Source organism: Paraflavitalea sp. (assembly GCF_059502485.1).
On record NZ_JCACET010000008.1, the window covers coordinates 1,066,475 to 1,081,765 of the forward strand.

14 protein-coding genes are annotated in these 15,291 nt (G+C 46.6%); 13 read left to right on the top strand and 1 reads right to left on the bottom strand.

Going from position 1 to position 15,291, the window contains the following annotated elements; genetic code table 11:
* The first annotated feature begins 5 nt into the window (after window positions 1–5).
* The 11 genes from AC5JBY_RS07175 to AC5JBY_RS07225 all read left to right on the top strand — a co-directional run bounded on the left by AC5JBY_RS07175 (window position 6) and on the right by AC5JBY_RS07225 (window position 11,739).
* Window positions 6–1,040 (top strand): hemin-degrading factor, encoded by a 1,035-nt coding sequence (locus tag AC5JBY_RS07175; RefSeq protein WP_495903883.1) that lies wholly within the window; start codon window positions 6–8, stop codon window positions 1,038–1,040.
* 24 nt (window positions 1,041–1,064) lie between these two features.
* On the top strand, window positions 1,065–1,403 hold the full coding sequence (locus tag AC5JBY_RS07180) for a DUF6686 family protein (RefSeq protein ID WP_495903884.1): 339 nt from the start codon (window positions 1,065–1,067) through the stop codon (window positions 1,401–1,403).
* Between the two features lie 365 nt (window positions 1,404–1,768).
* The gene (locus AC5JBY_RS07185; RefSeq protein ID WP_495903885.1) at window positions 1,769–2,647 is read left to right on the top strand and encodes a MerR family transcriptional regulator; all 879 of its coding nucleotides are present in this window, start codon (window positions 1,769–1,771) and stop codon (window positions 2,645–2,647) included.
* A 151-nt stretch (window positions 2,648–2,798) separates the two neighbouring features.
* The gene (locus tag AC5JBY_RS07190; protein WP_495903886.1) at window positions 2,799–3,299 is read left to right on the top strand and encodes an RNA polymerase sigma factor; all 501 of its coding nucleotides are present in this window, start codon (window positions 2,799–2,801) and stop codon (window positions 3,297–3,299) included.
* Between the two features lie 140 nt (window positions 3,300–3,439).
* Window positions 3,440–4,918 (top strand): bifunctional phytoene desaturase/3,4-desaturase, encoded by a 1,479-nt coding sequence (crtID, locus tag AC5JBY_RS07195; RefSeq protein ID WP_495903887.1) that lies wholly within the window; start codon window positions 3,440–3,442, stop codon window positions 4,916–4,918.
* A gap of 139 nt (window positions 4,919–5,057) precedes the next feature.
* A complete protein-coding gene (locus tag AC5JBY_RS07200; protein ID WP_495903888.1) occupies window positions 5,058–5,897 on the top strand; it encodes a phytoene/squalene synthase family protein in 840 nt (279 codons plus the stop codon).
* Between the two features lie 28 nt (window positions 5,898–5,925).
* Complete coding sequence (gene idi / locus AC5JBY_RS07205; RefSeq protein ID WP_495903889.1) at window positions 5,926–6,453, top strand: isopentenyl-diphosphate Delta-isomerase; 528 nt, start codon at window positions 5,926–5,928, stop codon at window positions 6,451–6,453.
* 12 nt (window positions 6,454–6,465) lie between these two features.
* Entirely contained in the window at window positions 6,466–6,948 is a 483-nt protein-coding gene (locus AC5JBY_RS07210) for a sterol desaturase family protein (RefSeq protein ID WP_495903890.1), read from the top strand.
* A complete protein-coding gene (locus AC5JBY_RS07215) occupies window positions 6,945–8,087 on the top strand; it encodes a lycopene cyclase family protein (protein WP_495903891.1) in 1,143 nt (380 codons plus the stop codon). The genes AC5JBY_RS07210 and AC5JBY_RS07215 overlap by 4 nt, the downstream gene beginning before the upstream one ends.
* Before the next feature lie 225 nt (window positions 8,088–8,312).
* Complete coding sequence (locus AC5JBY_RS07220) at window positions 8,313–10,247, top strand: T9SS type A sorting domain-containing protein (RefSeq protein WP_495903892.1); 1,935 nt, start codon at window positions 8,313–8,315, stop codon at window positions 10,245–10,247.
* A gap of 124 nt (window positions 10,248–10,371) precedes the next feature.
* Entirely contained in the window at window positions 10,372–11,739 is a 1,368-nt protein-coding gene (locus AC5JBY_RS07225; protein ID WP_495903893.1) for a sigma-54-dependent transcriptional regulator, read from the top strand.
* On the opposite strand, the gene AC5JBY_RS07230 is transcribed toward AC5JBY_RS07225, so the two are convergent.
* Entirely contained in the window at window positions 11,736–12,992 is a 1,257-nt protein-coding gene (locus AC5JBY_RS07230) for a dicarboxylate/amino acid:cation symporter (protein ID WP_495903894.1), read from the bottom strand. The genes AC5JBY_RS07225 and AC5JBY_RS07230 overlap by 4 nt on opposite strands.
* Window positions 12,993–13,457: 465 nt before the next feature.
* On the opposite strand from AC5JBY_RS07230, the gene kdpF reads away from it, so the two are divergent.
* Entirely contained in the window at window positions 13,458–13,535 is a 78-nt protein-coding gene (gene kdpF / locus AC5JBY_RS07235; RefSeq protein ID WP_495905586.1) for a K(+)-transporting ATPase subunit F, read from the top strand.
* 20 nt (window positions 13,536–13,555) lie between these two features.
* A complete protein-coding gene (gene kdpA, locus AC5JBY_RS07240; RefSeq protein ID WP_495903895.1) occupies window positions 13,556–15,268 on the top strand; it encodes a potassium-transporting ATPase subunit KdpA in 1,713 nt (570 codons plus the stop codon).
* Window positions 15,269–15,291: the final 23 nt, after the last annotated feature.

Here is a 15,291-nt window from a genome sequence, read left to right on the forward strand (position 1 = left end):
AAACCATGAGCGTTACCATGAATGTATCACTAAAAGATAAATGGATTGCCTTTCACAAAGACAACCCGCGCGTGCGCATCCGGGATGCGGCCCGTCAACTACAAACTACTGAAGCAGAGTTATTGGCTGCTTTTGCAGGCAGCAGTGTGATTAGGCTGAATACGGAGTTTGCAGAGTTGTGGAAGCGCATGCCGGAACTGGGATATGTCATGGTGCTCACCCGCAACGAGAGCTGCGTGCATGAACGCAAAGGTGTGTTTGAAGAAGTGAGCGTGAACAGCAAACATGTGGGCGTGGTAGTAGGTAAAGATATCGACCTGCGCATGTTGTTTCATTGCTGGGCTTTCGCCTTTGCGGTGTTCGATAATGAAGAAGCGAGTTTTAAAAAGTCTATCCAGGTGTTCGACCACCAGGGAACCGCTATTGTAAAAATATATTTGCAGCCCACCAGTGATGAGACAGCTTTCAATCACCTCGTGCGCGATTTCCAGGAATCACAGCAATCATCTGAGCTGGCGATACAGCCGCCACCCGCGCCGCCTGTATACGAAAATGAAAATGCCGATGTAGCTGCTTTTGTAAAAGATTGGAGTGAATTGAAGGATACACATGACTTCTTTCCCCTGCTGCGCAAATACAAGATATCCCGTCATTATGCAGTGCAGATAGCCGGCGATTTTGCTCGTAAAGTAAATAACGACAGCGTTAAGCAATTGCTGGAACATGCTGCCAATACGGAGATGGAGATCATGGTGTTTGTTTCCAACCACGGCAATATCCAGATACATACAGGTCCGGTGAAGAAGATCGTAGAGATACCAGGCTGGATCAATGTGATGGACCCAACCTTCAACCTGCACCTGCGCCTCGACCACATTGCAGAAAGCTGGGCAGTGAAGAAGCCTACTGCCGACGGACCGGTTCATTCTGTGGAAATATTCGACGCAGCAGGAGAGCTCATTGTACAGTTCTTCGGCAAGCGCAAACCCGGTTCTCCGGAGCTGCCCGAGTGGACAAACTTTGTGAATGGCCTGCAATAATTGTAAATCATTAAATCCAACTATATGTGCCAATACCAAACCTTGTTTTATGACGATAAGATCGGCTATGTGATCCGTTGCCTCCATTGTGAAAACTTCCAGGTGGGCTATGGTAATGTGCTTATCAACCTGTACACGCCCGACTTCTGTGAGTTTGTACAATGGATAAAAGATTGTCCGATCGACGCGTATGGCGCCACCGATCCCAGCATTAAATCGATTATCATCCCTACTCCCTGCGAAGGATTGAAGTTGTTCCTCAGCCAGCGTGAACTGAAAGAATTGCACGACATGCTCGATGTGGCCGACACAGAATGGCGCGCCCGCGAAATGATGCAGCTCTTCTCGGACAAACCAGCTTAAAACTCCCCCTGTTTCTATAGTCCCAACCCGTCTCAAGTATGCCGCGCAGTGAACTGTGCCGGTATACTTGTGCCCCGGCCCGAAGCTATTTTATAGCATTTTTGTACTAATTCTACCCAATTCCACAAATTCCGGCATGCCCCAAAACCATTGGGGTAATCTTAACGTACATACCTGTAAGAACACAGTGCGTTGATTACCAATTGTTCATTATTGCCGCTACCTGTTCTATCCCCCACCAGGTAGAAAAATTTCTATACATCTATAATCAACTGGTTAGTAGTTTGTTTTGGCTTAATTTTTATTATATTTGATTAAGGTTTAAGATTAGGGCACCAATACTTAAACACTTTACCTGAATTACTATGAATGCGTTTACTATTAAAGACCTGGAAAATCTCTCAGGCATCAAGGCCCATACGATCCGGATTTGGGAGCAGCGATACTCCTTCCTCAAACCCCGGCGCACAGAAACCAATATCAGGTATTATAATAATGATGAGCTAAAGGCGATCCTCGACATAGCGCTGCTGAATAAGTATGGCTATAAGATTTCGCATATCGATAAGATGAATGCCGATGAAGTGAGGCAGAAGATCGTCTCCCTTTCGCACAACGAAGCGCAACAGGAGCGTCTTGTCAACGATATGCTGCAATGTATGGTAGACCTCGACATCGAGCAGTTTGAAGACATTCTCAATGACTACATCAAGACGCGCGGTATCGACAGAGCTATTACTTACCTTATCTTTCCATTCCTCGATAAGATCGGCATACTTTGGATTACCAACCACATCAACCCCGCACAGGAGCACCTGGTGTCCAATGTGATCAGGCAAAAGCTGATCGTAGGTATTGAAAGCACGCATTCGCACATGGTGCTCGACAAAACAGTGATCTTATTTCTGCCGGAAGGAGAACATCATGAACTGGGATTGCTGTACATGTACTACTTATTGAAGAACCGGGGTGTACAGGTTATTTACCTCGGTGCGAATGTGCCTGTACGTGACCTCGAATTTATTACCAACCTCAAGAAACCCCATTACCTGTATACACATCTTACGTGTAATGCCGGTAGCAACAGCGTAGAGAAATTCTTTAACCAGGTACACCATAAAATGCCGCAAACACCGGTGGTTATTTCCGGCCAGTTAACCCAGGCCCGGTTCAAAAAAATACCGCCCGGAATGCACCTGAAAAGGTCGCTTACAGAGGTCCTGGAGTACGTATCGGCCTCCTGATGGCCTTTCGCGACATGGCATGGATTTTATAACTGATTGTTTTACTATAAGTTAAGTTTTTTAACATATCGGTATCAACAAGTATACCGCCCTGAATTAAACAATTGTTTAAATTTGTAGTGGATTTAATTAACTGAATAAACTAAAAGCCATGTCGACGATCGAATTTAATCAAATGCTCGTGAACAATGCAGAGTTCTTAAAACCCTTCGCTGTTACACTTACACGTGACACAGAAGCTGCAAAAGACTTGTTTCAGGAAACTTTATTTAGGGCGTTAGCCAATAAGGATAAGTATAATGTTGGCACCAACATTAAAGCATGGTTGTATACCATCATGCGCAATATCTTTATCAACAACTACAGGAGGAAGGCTAAGCAAAACACTATATTCGACAGTACGCCCAACGATTTCCTGCTGAATCACAATCAGGCAGTAACAGCCAATGAGGCGGAAAGTAATTTAAGGCTGAAAGACATTCAGCATGCTATTCACAACCTGCCCGAAATATTCAGGAATCCTTTCCTGTTGTACTTCGACGGGTTCAAGTATCATGAAATTGCTGAAATGCTCGATGAGCCGCTCGGTACTATCAAAAGCAGAATACACTTCGCGCGTAAACTGCTGAAAACACAAATGCATCGGTTCTAAATAGCATCGCAAAAAAGTTCAACAAAGTGGGTCACCTGAGGTGGCCCACTTTTTTTATGCCTGTTCGAACATTGCTAATAGCTAAAGGCTAAAAGCTAACACCTTATTTCACTGTGTTCCATTTTACTTAACTTAAGGGCGTGGGAAAAAAAGTGATTGTTATTGGAAGTGGTTTTGCCGGCATGTCGGCTGCCTCTTTTATGGCCAAAGCCGGCTGGCAGGTTACTGTATTGGAGAAGCAGGCTGGTCCCGGCGGCCGTGCGCGGCAGTTGCAGCACGGTGGTTTCACTTTCGATATGGGACCCAGCTGGTATTGGATGCCCGATGTATTTGAACGTTACTTCGCCAGCTTTGGAAAACAGGTGAGCGAATACTATAAACTCCACCGCCTCGATCCATCGTACCGCATCTATCGTGAAGATGGCTACACCGATATCCCTGCTGATCTGTATGCTTTCAAAAAAATGCTCGATGATTGGGAGCCCGGCGCTGGCGGCAGGCTCGACAGGTTTCTGGAGGAAGCTGCTTTTAAGTACAAGACCGGCATGCAAAAACTGGTATTCAAACCCGGACAATCACTCACCGAGTTCCTGGATGCAGATGTCATAAAAGGCGTTTTCAAGCTCGATATATTTACCTCCATCAAAAAACACATTCACAAATATTTCAAGCATCCCTATATCCGGCAGATGCTGGAGTTTCCCGTGCTCTTCCTCGGTGCTTTACCCGGCAATACGCCTGCTCTCTACAGCCTCATGAACTATGCAGACATTGTGGGCGGCACCTGGTATCCCGAAGGCGGTATGTACAGTATTGTAAAAGCCATGCACCAGCTGGCCGTCAGTCTGGGCGTGCAGTTCCACTTCAACGAAGATGTGCAACGCATCGAGCTGGAAGCCTCCACGGCCAAAAAGGTGATCACTAACAACAATACCTGGGAGGCCGATGTGGTGATTGGTGGGGCAGACTATCATTTCATAGAAAGCAGCCTGCTGCCTGCTGCCTATCGCTCCTATAGTGAGGCATACTGGGAGCAGCGGGTATTGGCGCCTTCTTCCTTATTATATTATGTAGGGCTCAATAAACGGCTCGACAATATCCGCCACCACATGTTGTTCTTCGATGCGCCTTTTGAGCAACACGCAGAGGAGATCTATACTACGCAAGAGTGGCCAACACATCCCTTGTTCTATGTATGCGCCTCATCGGTGACCGATGATACGGCAGCGCCTGCCGGTGGAGAGAACCTTTTCTTCCTGATACCGGTAGCAGCCGGCCTCACTGGCGATGACGAGGCGCTGCGCAACCGCTATTTTGAGCAAATATTACAACGCTTTGAACAGCGCATCGGGCAAAACGTGTCGGACAGCATTGTGTTCCGGCAGTCATTTGCCAACAGTAATTTTATACAGGAATACAACTCATTTAAAGGTAATGCGTATGGATTGGCCAACACATTACGGCAAACCGCTATCCTGAAACCTTCCTGCAGAAGCAAGAAAGTACGCAACCTGTTCTATACCGGGCAACTCACCGTCCCAGGTCCCGGCGTCCCCCCCAGCCTGATCAGTGGAGAAGTAGTGGCCAATGAAGTGTTGAAGCATTTCTCCCAAGGGTAGAGAAATACTATAACAGATGAATGGAATTAATCCGTGTTGAATATATTACCGTATATTCTTAAACAAACCGTGAAATCGACGATCCAAATCCGCGAAATCCAAATCTACGAAATCCACCCAATCCATTAATCAGCGATTTATGATGCGTTTATTTCATGAGGTCAGTCAGCAGTGCAGTCAGATAACCGCAAAGGAGTACAGTACGTCCTTTTATTCGGCTATTAGGCTACTGCATGCCGACCTTCGATCTCCTATTTGCAATATTTATGGGTTTGTACGGTTTGCCGATGAGATCGTGGATACCTTTCACGAGCATGATAAGGAATCGCTGCTGGCAGAGTTCAGGGAAGATACCTATAAAGCCATCGAGCAGCGCATTAGCCTGAACCCGATCCTCCACAGCTTTCAGCTGACCGTTCACAAGTATAATATTCAGCTGGAACTGGTAGAGGCATTTTTTCAAAGCATGGCCACCGACCTTTCGCAGCAATACCACAACAGGAGCAGTTACGAGCAATACATTTATGGGAGCGCCGAAGTAGTGGGGCTCATGTGTTTGTCTGTTTTTTGTGAAGGCGATCTGCAACAATACGATCAATTGAAGCTACATGCCCGCTCGTTGGGCGCTGCCTTTCAGAAAGTGAACTTCCTGCGTGATATTAAAGCTGATCAGCTCCAGCTCAACCGGAACTATTTTCCTGGTGCGGATTTTGGTAACTTTACAGGCCGCATGAAACAGGAGATCGAGGAGGACATCGCAAAGGATTTTCAACATGCCTATGCAGGCATAGTGAAGTTGCCCTTGAAAGCGCGGTTTGGCGTGTATGTGGCATATAAATATTATATGTCGCTGTTTAAAAAGATAAAGAAAACGTGTCCTTCTCAAATACTGGAACAACGGATCCGTATACCCAATTACCTAAAGGCATTGATCCTGGTTCGTGCAGGTGTAAAAAATAGATTAAATTTAATAGGTTAGGCGAGGCTCAGATAAAAAGAATTATTGCATGAGTACATTGAACCAGGTAATATTGGTCAACGAGCAGGACGAAGAGGTGGGTGTGATGGAAAAGATAGAAGCCCATCGAAAAGCGGTACTGCACCGCGCATTCAGCGTATTTATTTTTAATAGGAATGGTGAGATGCTGTTGCAGCAACGCGCTTTCAGTAAATACCACAGTGGCGGCTTATGGACAAATGCCTGTTGCGGGCATCCGTCTCCTGGTGAACAGACGGGCGACGCTGCTGCCAGAAGGCTCAACGAAGAGATGGGATTTACGACTGAGCTGCATGAGCTTTTTGATTTCACTTACCGGCATGCTTTTGATAATGGCCTGACCGAATATGAGCTTGACCATGTTTTTGCCGGCACCTGGGATGAACAAATATATCCCAATCCGGAAGAAGTGCATGATCATTGCTTTATGAGTCTTGACGAGATAAGGCACTCCATGAGTGAGCATCCGCAGCAATACACTGTATGGTTTCGTATCGTGTATCCGCGTATTGCGGCCTGGGCCCGGAAAACGGCGTAAATGATATAAACAATGCATTGGTTATTATATATAGGCATACTGGCTGGTACTTTTGTAGCGATGGAGGGGATCACCTGGCTCACGCACAAGTTTGTGATGCATGGGTTTTTGTGGTACCTGCATGAAGACCATCATCAGCCACAACCCGGTTTCTTTGAAAAGAATGACGCCTTCTTCGTCATCTTCGCAATACCCAGTTTCCTTTGTATCCTCTTTGGCACGCTTGATAAAATGTATTGGCTGCAAGCGATCGGCTTCGGCATCATGGCCTATGGCTTCGCCTACTTCCTGGTGCATGATGTGATCATTCACCAGCGTTTCAAATGGTTTACCCGCTCCAACAATACCTACATCCGCGCTATTCGCTGGGCCCACAAAATGCATCACAGGCATCTTGGCCCTCAGCATGGTGAATCATTTGGCATGCTATACGTGCATAAAAAATACTGGGACAAAGTGCGTCGCGATAAAAAGTTCATGGCAAATAAGAAGTGAACCGTTTCCATTATATCGTTGCTGGCGCCGGTTGTGCAGGATTGAGTTTCCTGGTACGTCTGCTGCAAACAGGTCGGTTCTCCGATAAGAAGATCTTACTCATTGACCACTCCCTCAAAAATGTAAACGACCGCACGTGGTGCTTCTGGGAAAAAACACCCGGCCTTTTTGACGCTGTTGTATATAAACGGTGGCAGCAATTGTGGCTCTGCGACCCCGCCGATGTCAGGTTGTATGACATTGCGCCCTATACTTATAAGATGATCAGGGGGATTGATTTTTATCAATACTGTTTGGAGTTTATTCGTAAATACCCAAATGTGATCATTGAGCAAGCGACTATACAAAGCATAGAGAACACGCACAATGGTGCAGTGTTGAAGACAAACGATCAGTTGTATGAGGCAGATCATATCTTCAGCAGCATTATACCGGTGAAGCCTGTATTGAAAAAAGGACAGTATCATTTGTTGCAACACTTCAAAGGCTGGGTGATTGAAACGCAGGAAGCTGTTTTCAATCCGGCTGAAGCTACGTTGATGGATTTCCGGATAAGCCAGGAGCAAGGAACTGCGTTTGTATATGTGATGCCCTTCACACCACATCGTGCATTGGTGGAATATACTTTATTCACGAATGAAACGTTGAGCAGCGAAGAATATGATACAGGTCTTAAAAATTACATTCATACCTTTCTCAATATATCAAACTATACTGTACAGGAAGAAGAGTTTGGTATCATTCCTATGACGAATTATCGTTTTCCTTCAAGCGATGGAGCTATCACTTATATGGGTACTGCAGGAGGACAAACAAAAGCTTCCAGCGGGTACACATTTCAATTTATTCAAAAGCAAACAGCGCAATTGGTGGATGCTATGTTGCGAAATGTCAAGCCTGCTATCGATACATCTTTTTTACAGAGGAGATTTCATTGGTATGATAGCGTATTGCTCAACGTGCTTGCAAAAAATAAATTGCCTGGTGCTGTTATTTTTACAACACTCTTTAATAAGAATCAGATAAGAGACGTCTTACAGTTTCTCGATAATGAGACTTCATTGATGCAGGAGATTAAAATTATCACTGTGTTACCTAAGAGAATCTTCTTACGCGCGGCATTGGAACAACTAACATAAGTAACAGCTAAAGTTGTCTGATTAACAATTAATAGCCACCTTTTTTACATGCCCATATCAGCTCATGCATTTAATGAAATGCAGGCCCCACGTGTGTTTGATCTACTAAGTATTTTCACTCAATTTTAACTGCTGATGATTTTCATTGGCATTTTGGCAGAGTAATTGTAGCCTATTCTCCTCATAATCCCTGCGATCATTCATTAATCAAGATATTGTGTTCTTATGAGAAACCTGATTGTGTGCGTAGCTGCATGGTTATGTAGCAGTACAACCCTGTTAGCCCAGGTAACCTTTACTGCAGATGATATTGTTCCACCCTACAATGGACTCTTCTATTATGGTACCAATGGCGGTTGGTATCCTACCTGGGATGATATGAGCATTGCGGATATTGCCGCAGGTAATCCTTCGAAAAATGTAAAAGGCGTAGGAAGTAAAACTTTCAGGCCTCCGTTACCCGGTTCTTTTGTAGACTTTTACGGCTACAATGTCCGTACTGTTGAATTTGCCCACTACCGTTCATTAGGTGTGCGGGATTATACAGTGATCCTTAACTCACCAGTAGACCGGGAGATGGATCCTGCATTTTATAGAAATGATGGCACAGCGTCTACAAACAACGAGTGTGGTGAACACTCCATCCTGTTTAAAAATATGTACACGCCTATTTGGGATGGAGGGCTTAACGGCACGCCGTATAACGATACCAACTATTGCGCGAAGTATGTATATGAGATCGTATCGAGGTATAAGGACTTTACTAAATTCTGGGAAATAGTCAACGAACCTGATTTCGATTGGACGAATACGGCGTGGCTCACGCGTGGTCAGCCAGGTAACTGGTGGGAAAATGCTCCTGCTCCCTGTGCGCTTCATAACTTAAAAGCCCCGGTGTTCCATTATATACGCTGGTTGCGTATTGCCTATGATATTATCAAAACGCTGGACCCCACTGCTTATGTGGCGCCCGGTGGATTAGGATATATTAGTTTTGCCGATGTATTATGTCGCTATACTGATAATCCGGTGGATGGCAGTGTGACGCCGCAATATCCAAAACCTGGTTCTGCTTATTTCGATGTGCTCAGTTTTCATAGCTATCCCCAATATGCATTGGCCTACTGGAGTAATGCGGCCGGTGGATTTGTGCATGAGCGTCATTCCGATAGAGCGGCGGAGAAGTTTGTTGGGCTGAAAAATGATTTCGACAGTATCCTGCACCTGTATGGATATGATGGTGTGCAAAAACCAAAGAAGCTTTTCATCTGTACAGAGACCAATATCGCTTCCAAATCTTTCAGCAATATGATCGGCTCCGACGAGGCGCAGACCAACTACGTCATGAAATCACTGGTGATGAGTCAAAAGCATGATATTCTGCAGACTTATTACTTTGTGCTGGGTGATAGTAAAACCCCGGCAACGGCCACCAGTGAGTTTGACCTGATGGGGCTTTATGAAGAACTGCCCGGCAAGGGACCAATAGATGGAGGTACGGGATACAACCAACGATACAAAAATGCAGGCACTGCATTCAAAACCATGTCGGACCTGTTGTTGGGTTCACGTTATGATGCTGCACAAACAGCCAGGCTCAACCTGCCTGCTACCATCGAGGGGGGCGCTTTCTTAGATGGCCGTGGGCAGCATATCTATGTGCTGTGGGCCAAAACCACGACAGACCTGGTCGAAACGGCAACAGCTACCTATGGTTTTCCTGCTGCCATGAACATGCCACCGCAGCTCAACCTGAGAAGCTGGCATTGGGGATCGACCAATGTAACATCGGTTATTAATTCTAATAGTTTTCAGATCAGCAGTACACCGGTGTTGATAGCCGAAGAGTTTAGTGTATTGCCCGTTACAGATAAACCAACAGTGCCGAAGCCTGATGAACATTTCTCGGTAAACATCTATCCGAATCCGGCATCGGCGAATGCGTCTATAACATTTACCTTGAAAAACAGCGCCAAAGTAAAAGTGGCCATCTTTAATGCAGAGGGCAGGCAAGTAGCTACGGCCATTGCCGATCGTTCCTTTACGGGTGGCACACACGTGGTATCGTTGCCGGTGCAGCAACTGGTGAGTGGTATATACTATTGCCGCTTCACTACCGAAAAGTCGGAAGAGATGAAGAAGTTCATCATTGCACGGTAAGCTTACTCACTACTGACTATTTATAATTCCCAGCAGAGCCTCCCTAACCGGAGGTTCTGCGCGTTTTTGGGTAATTCGTATTAATTCGTGTACTCTCTGTAGCTTTGCCCCCACAAAGCATGTTATGCCCGGCACCATACTTCTTATAGACGACGAAGAAAAACTACGCGGTCTCCTCAAGCGCATCATTACCCTGGAAGGATTTACGATCCATGAAGCATCGGACCTGAAAGCCGGCACGAAGCTGCTGGAAAGAGAGCCCATCGACGTAGTGCTGTGCGACGTAAAGTTGCCGGATGGAAGTGGTGTCGACTTTGTAAAAGAAGTGAAGACGAAGCGTCCTGCTGTCGAGATCATCCTGCTGACGGCTTATGGCAATATTCCTGATGGCATACAGGCTATGAAGAATGGTGCTTTCGATTACATTACCAAGGGCGATGATAACGACAAGATCATTCCGCTGCTCATGAGGGCTATGGAAAAAGTGCAGCTGCAAAAACGGATCGAGCAACTGGAGCAGCAGGTAGGAAAGAAATACAGCTTTGAAAATATTCTCGGCAGTGCTCCCCTGATCAGGGAAGCGATCGACCTGGCGCGGAAAGTGGCGCCATCGGATGCCACGGTATTATTGCTGGGCGAAACGGGTACAGGCAAAGAAGTGTTTGCACAGGCCATTCATGCGGGGAGCAAGCGTACCGGTAAACCATTCATTGCATTAAACTGCAGCGCCTTCAGTAAAGAGCTGTTGGAAAGCGAACTGTTTGGCTACCGTGCCGGAGCTTTTACCAGTGCGGTGAAAGATAAAAAAGGATTGATCGAAGAAGCGAATAACGGTACGCTCTTTCTCGATGAGATCGGGGAGATGCATATAGACCTGCAAAGTAAATTATTGCGGGTGCTGGAAACCAGTGAGTTTATCAAAGTGGGTGACACCAAACCCACCCGGGTAAATGTACGGATCATCGCTGCTACCAACCGTCACCTGCAACAGGAAGTAGCGGCGGGCAGGTTCCGGGAAGACCTTTTTTACCGCCTCAATGTATTTGTGATTCCCTTGCCGGCGCTGCGCGACCGTAAGAAAGATATTCCTGTGATGGCTGAGTATTACCTGCAACTGTTTGCAAAGAAAGCCAACCAACGCATTGAAGGCATGGATGCCGGTTTCCTGGAGCATCTGCAACGTCATGACTGGAAAGGCAATATCCGGGAATTAAAGAATATCATGGAGCGGGCGGTGATACTGGCCGATGGTCCATTGCTGACCGTGAATAACCTGCCGGTGGAGTTGCAACAGCAAGCTGATAGTGCGGTTGGTGGCAATGGCCATCACACGCTTTCTGCATTTTCCCTGGCCAGTATGGAAAAGCTGCACATTCAACGGGTGCTCAATCATACCAAAGGAAACAAAACAGAGACTGCCCGCCTGCTCGATATCGGGCTCACTACTTTATACAGGAAGATCGAGGAGTATGGTCTCGGTCGTGAATCTTAACCAAGCACCTCTTTCGCTTTCTCCATATCCAGTTCCTTCTCCCATTTGGACACAAATAAGGTGGCTACTGCATTGCCAATGATGTTGGTAAGGGCCCTGGCTTCACTCATAAACCGGTCGATGCCCAGAATCAAGGCGAGGCCTGCTACGGGGATATTGCCAGCTGCCGGCAGGGTTGCTGCCAGTGTAATGAAGCCGCTGCCGGTTACGCCGGCTGCTCCTTTGGAGGTAACCATCAACACTACCAGCAGGGTAAGTTGCTGCGAGAAGTTCATCGGTGTATTGGTGGCCTGCGCAATAAAGATAGCTGCCATGGTGAGGTAAATAGAAGTGCCATCGAGGTTGAAGGAATAACCAGTTGGCACGACCAGACCTACTACCGGTTTGGAGCAGCCTGCTTTCTCCAGTTTCTCGATCAGGCTGGGCAGGGCCGATTCGCTGGAAGAGGTGCCCAGTACGATCAGCAATTCTTCTTTTAAATAAGCCAGCAGTTTAAAAATGTTCAGGCGTATGGAATACAACACCGCGCCCAGTACGATGACGATAAATATGATGCAGGTAAGGTAAAAGGTGCCCATTAGCTTGGCCAGCGATTGCAGGCTGCCTGCGCCGTATTTGCCGATCGTGAAGGCCATGGCGCCTAATGCACCCAGTGGAGCTACCCGCATGATGATGTGAATTATACCAAACAGGATATCAGAAAACCCTTTTACAAAAACCATTACCGGTTGTGCACGGCTGCCGATCTTTAAGGCGGCGGTTCCAAACAATACAGAGAACAGTAATATCTGCAACAGGTCGCCTTTGGCAAAGGCATCGATAATGGTGTGTGGTATGATGTTCAGCAGGAACTCGACGGTGGTTTGTGCTTTGGGGGCAGCTGCTACGTCTTTCAGTGCGTTGGGGTCAAGTTTGGAAACGTCTACGTTCATGCCTTCTCCGGGACGAAGGATGTTGATGGCTGCCAGCCCGATCAGCAGGGCAATGGTGGTTAATACTTCGAAATATACAAGTGCCTTAACGCCTACGGTACCTGCTTTCTTCATATCGTCCATGCCGGCCATGCCGCTCACAATGGTACAGAAGATCACTGGTCCTATAAGCATTTTAACCAGCCGGATGAACCCATCGCCCAAGGGCTTTAGCTGCACCGCAAAGGAAGGATAGAAATGACCCAGTAAAATACCGGCTACGATCGCTACAATTACCTGGAAATAAAGAGTCTGGTAGAACTTCTTACGCTTTGGGATCATGCGGTCAAGATATGGAAATAATCCCTATTTCCGCTAATCCTTCAAATCCAACCAATCCCGGTTCAGACATTTTCATTTTGAAAGCCTGCCTTTCCAAAATGGAAGGGTTTTAGACTGCCTTCCCGCGCCGGCTTAAACCCGTAAAATCTTTTAAAACCCTTTACAACAGTGTATTACAACCTCCCTGCAGTGGTGGTGGCCGCCAACGGTATACCCTTTGCCAATCCTATAGGCAAAAAGGTAAAATGAAAACATATAAAAAGCCCTTCGATCAACGGTTCAAACTACACATCGTAGTTCCAACCATTTATGTAGCGGTGCTGGTAGCACTGCTCATCTCATCACTCATTCAATAAAAAGATAAGATATGCTGACAGTTATTTTATTAATAGCCGGGATCATCAGTTTCGCACTTTTCTTCAAGTGCGTAGACTTCTTTGAAAAAGTGTAAACACAAATTATATGATGAATCTACTCTTCGCCGTATCCATCCTGGTATTTATCTACCTGATATACGTGCTGCTGAAACCCGAAAAATTTTAATTCCTAAACACGTTGGACAAATGAATACAGAATTAACCGGTGTGGTCGTAACGTTCCTGATTACCGTGCTGCTGGCGTTCCCGCTGGGCCGGTACATCGCCCGGGTGTTCCGGGGCGACAGGACGATCACCGATTTTATGAACCCCGTAGAGCGGTTTATTTTCCGCATCAGTGGTATCGATCCCACTAAAAAGATGAACTGGAAAGAGTTCCTGAAAGCCATGCTTACCATCAACATGCTGTGGTTTGTATATGCTTTCTTCCTGCTCCTGTTCCAGGATAAACTGCCACTCAACCCGGATGGCAACCCCGGACAAACGCCTGACCTCGCTTTCAACACGGCCATCAGTTTCCTGGTGAACTGTGACCTGCAACACTATTCCGGTGAATCGGGACTTACGTACCTGACGCAGTTGTTTGTGGTCAACTTCCTGATGTTTGTAAGTGCTGCCACCGGTATCGCAGCGCTTGTAGGTGTGTTGAATGGCCTGAAAGAAAAGACAACCAATAATCTTGGTAACTTCTGGAGCATCTTTACGAAGACAGTTACCCGCGTTTTATTACCGCTGAGTATTGTAGTGGCCCTGTTGCTGGTGTTCAATGGAACGCCTTCCAGCTTCGATGGTAAAGATACCATTACTACCCTGCAGGGTGATACAGTACAAGTGTCTCGCGGACCTGCTGCCGGTATGATCGCTATCAAGCACATCGGTACCAATGGTGGCGGCTGGTTTGGCGCCAACTCGGCCCACCCGCTCGAGAATCCCAACTACTTCACCAACATGGTAGAACTGGTTGCGCAGATGATCATTCCTATTGCCATGATCTTTGCGCTCGGCTTCTACATCAACCGAAAGAAGTTTGCTTATGTAATATTTGGTGTGATGACGATCGGTATGCTTTGTTTGCTGATCCCAACGATCAACTGGGAAATAAATGGCAGCCCGGCCATCGCTAAGTTAGGTGTGGCGCAGCCCACCGGTGCTATGGAAGGCAAGGAAGTAAGGTTTGGACCTGCGTCCTCCGGTTTCTGGAGTATTGTTACCACCATCATATCTACCGGTTCTGTGAACTCCATGCACGATAGCTCAATGCCTTTATCGGGCATGATGCAAATGCTGGGCATGATGATTAACGCTTTTTATGGCGGCTGTGGTGTAGGTATCCTGAACTACCTCATCTATGTGATCATCGCAGTATTTATCGCCGGCCTTATGGTGGGCCGTACGCCAGAGTTCATGGGGCATAAAGTAGAAGCGCGTGAAGTGAAGATCGCGGCCATCGTGACGCTTTTCTCAGCGTTCCTGCTGAAAGCGGGCGTTGCACTCGCAGCTTACTTCGTGGCGCATCATCCGGAAGCTGCGTGGGCAGTGAAGCCGGCCAACTGGCTGAACAATTCTGGTTATCATGGCTTCTCGGAAATGTTGTACGAGTTCACTTCTGCCAACGCCAACAATGGTAGTGGCTTTGAGGGGCTAGGCGATAACAATATTTTCTGGAACGTGTCTACCGGTATCGTACTTATTCTGGCAAGGTTTATACCGATCATAGGTCCGATAGCGATCGTTGGATTACTGGCTAATAAAAAGTTTATTCCTGAATCGCCCGGAACACTCCGTACTGATTCCGTTACGTTCGGGATGATGACATTCGCAGTTATTATAATCATTAACGCCTTATCCTTCTTCCCTGCTTTAACACTGGGACCTATTGCAGAGTATTTCAGTATGTAAGAGAGTGAGTTGACACTCACCAT